This window comes from Deferribacterota bacterium (genome assembly GCA_034189185.1).
GTDB lineage: Bacteria > Chrysiogenota > Deferribacteres > Deferribacterales > UBA228 > UBA228.
The window spans coordinates 1-3,132 of record JAXHVM010000194.1; the positions used below are offsets into that span (position 1 = coordinate 1).

The following is a 3,132-nucleotide window of genomic DNA, read 5'->3' on the forward strand; positions in this document are numbered from 1 at the left end:
TACCTTTTTATACACGCCAGGAGAAACAACTAAGGGCTTCACCCACATAAGAGATGGCATTGAGATAAAAAGGATTATGACTGTTGTAATAATAGCCCTTATCCCCTGTGTTATAATGGGCCTTTACAACACTGGACTACAAACAAATTTAGCACTACATAATATAAACAAAATCCCAGAAAATATAAGATTTGACATCCTTAAATCTTTGGGGGTTCCTTTCAATAGTAATAGCATATTATCTAACCTTCTAGTTGGTTTATCCTATTTCTTGCCTATCTATATAATGACCCTTATTGTAGGTGGCTTATGGGAGTTGATTTTTTCGCTTGTGAGAAAACACGAGGTTACTGAAGGTTTTTTTGTAACAAGTTTATTATATCCATTAATATTACCGCCCTCTATCCCACTATGGCAGGCAGCTGCAGCACTATCGGCTGGTATAGTTTTAGGAAAAGAGGTTTTTGGAGGCACAGGTAAAAATATTGTTAATCCAGCTTTAATTGCAAGGGCAATGCTGTTTTTTTCATATCCATCAAATATGACAGGTGATACAGTTTGGGTAGGAATTGATGGTATTACACAGGGTACTCCACTTGGGCTATTTCCGCTTGGTGAAGCCGTTCACATAGATAAATTAAACTCATTTATAGGTCTAACCCCAGGCTCAATAGGAGAAACCTCAACTCTTGCATGCCTAATAGGTGCTTTTATTCTAATATTAAGTGGTATAGGTTCATGGAGGATTATGATATCTGCTGTTTTTGGCTTTCTATTGACCTCTTCTATACTATATCTAATTGGGAGTAACACAAACCCAACTTTTAATATAACGCCATTAGAGCATCTACTTATAGGGGGGTTTGCTTTTGCAACTGTTTATATGGCAACTGACCCTGTATCAGCAGCAAATACACAAGGCGGACAATATATATATGGATTCTTAATAGGTTTTTTAACAATATTAGTAAGGGTATTAAATCCAGCTTTTCCAGAGGGAGCTATGCTAGCAGTATTATTTGGCAATATAACAGCTCCTATAATTGATATGGCTATAATTAAATATCAAATAAAAAGATTGGACAATTACAATGGCATCTGAAAATGTATCCCGCACCTTTAGAATAGGCTTGATTGTTGCAATAATATGTTCTTTTGTTGTATCTTCTTCTTTTACCTTACTTAAAGGGATACAAGATAAAAATAGGAGAAATTTTAGAAACAAAAATGTACTTATTGCTGCAGGAATCTATAATCCTAATAAGTCCATTGAAGAACAGTTTAAAAATATAAAAACCTATTACTATAATCTTGAAAGTCAAAAAATTGTTAAAGATTCAGATGTTGACAAATATTTTAGGGATTTTAATAAAATTGTTAACAATTCAAGAACGAGTATAAAATTAACTAAAGAGGAAGATCTGGCATCAATTGGTAGAATTCCCAAAAAAATACCAATATATTTTATACAAAAAGAAAATAAGATCGATAAGGTAATTATACCTATTTATGGTAAGGGTCTATGGTCAACAATGTATGGTTTTCTGGCTGTAGAATCAGATGGTAAGACTGCAGCAGGCATTACATTCTATGAGCATGGGGAAACACCTGGACTAGGCGGACAAGTTGACAATTTAGAGTGGAAAAAACAATGGGCCGGTAAAAAATTATATGATAATAATTGGAATGTTATCATTGAAGTTATTCACGGAGAAGTTGATAAAAGTTCTAAAGAATCAATTCATCAGGTAGACGGACTATCTGGCGCCTCAATGACAACTAGAGGGGTTAACAATTTAGTAAGATTTTGGTTGTCAGAAGAAGGTTTTAAATCTTTATTTAGGAAATTATCACATAAAGAGGTGAAACTATGAAAAAGTATATTGATTATATAAGAAAACCTCTTTTTAAAGAGAACCCTATAACAGTTCAAGTTTTAGGGATTTGTTCTGCTTTAGCTGTAACAACAACGCTTGAAAATAGCATAGTAATGTCTTTAGCAGTTATATTTGTTGTTGCTTTCTCAAACTTAATAATAAGTTTAATTAGGTCATTCTTGCCCTTCTCAATTAGAATTATTATTGAAATGGCTGTGATTGCTTCACTAGTAATAATAGTTGACCAATTTATTAAGGCTTATTTTTATGATATAAGTAGACAGCTCTCAGTATTTGTTGGTCTTATTATTACTAACTGTATTGTGCTTGGTAGAGTGGAAGCCTTTGCTAAATCAAATCCACCAATTGATAGCTTCTTTGATGGCATTGGCAATGCATTGGGCTATACATTAATTTTGATTGTAGTAGGGGCTATAAGAGAATTTTTTGGATCAGGATCACTCCTTGGATATGAGATTTTAAAACTTGCTGATAATGGCGGATGGTATGAGCCTAATGGTATGTTTTTACTTTCCCCAAGCGCATTCTTTATTATTGGTGTTATTATTTGGTATGTTCGCTTTAGAAATCCAAGCATACAGGAGAGCTAAAAATGGAAGCATATATAAGTTTATTTCTTAAATCAGCATTTATTGAAAACATAGCCTTAATGTTTTTCCTAGGAATGTGTACATTTATAGCTGTTTCAAAACAGTTAGATGCTGCAATTGGGCTTGGCATTGCAGTTATTCTAGTGCAAACTATTACTATACCAGTTAACAATCTAATCTTTAATTACATCTTAAGAGAAGGGGCCCTTTCTTGGCTTAATTTAGAAGGGGTTGACCTAACTTTCTTGGGGCTTGTAACCTACATCTGTACAATAGCAGCCATTGTTCAGGTATTAGAGATGTTTTTAGATAAGTTTGTGCCTGCCCTATACAATGCGCTTGGGATATATTTGCCCCTAATTACTGTAAATTGTGCTATTTTAGGTGGCTCTCTATTTATGGTTCAAAGGGATTATATATTTTTGGAAAGTGTAGTTTATGGCTTCGGATCTGGTTTTGGATGGGCCTTGGCAATTGTTCTATTAGCTGGTATTAGAGAAAAAATGAAATATTCAACCCCTCCTAAGCCACTAGAGGGATTAGGCATAATATTTATAACAGCAGGCTTAATGGCGATAGCTTTTATGCTTTTTTCAGGCATACAATTATGATTTAAAAGGTTAGAAAATGAATTTAATATTGTT

The 3,132-nt window shown here is 33.7% G+C and carries 4 protein-coding genes; all 4 read left to right on the top strand.

The genetic code is table 11. The features are described from left to right. Positions 1–1,102, top strand: a 1,102-nt coding sequence (locus SVN78_09720) for an NADH:ubiquinone reductase (Na(+)-transporting) subunit B (protein ID MDY6821882.1), incomplete at its 5' end; no start/stop codon positions are given. After that, entirely contained in the window at positions 1,092–1,874 is a 783-nt protein-coding gene (locus tag SVN78_09725) for a Na(+)-translocating NADH-quinone reductase subunit C (protein ID MDY6821883.1), read from the top strand. The genes SVN78_09720 and SVN78_09725, both read left to right, overlap by 11 nt. Then, positions 1,871–2,488, top strand: a complete 618-nt coding sequence (locus SVN78_09730; GenBank protein ID MDY6821884.1) for an NADH:ubiquinone reductase (Na(+)-transporting) subunit D — start codon at positions 1,871–1,873, stop codon at positions 2,486–2,488. Before SVN78_09725 ends, SVN78_09730 begins: the two co-directional genes overlap by 4 nt. Positions 2,489–2,490: 2 nt before the next feature. After that, on the top strand, positions 2,491–3,099 hold the full coding sequence (gene nqrE, locus SVN78_09735) for an NADH:ubiquinone reductase (Na(+)-transporting) subunit E (protein MDY6821885.1): 609 nt from the start codon (positions 2,491–2,493) through the stop codon (positions 3,097–3,099). Positions 3,100–3,132: the final 33 nt, after the last annotated feature.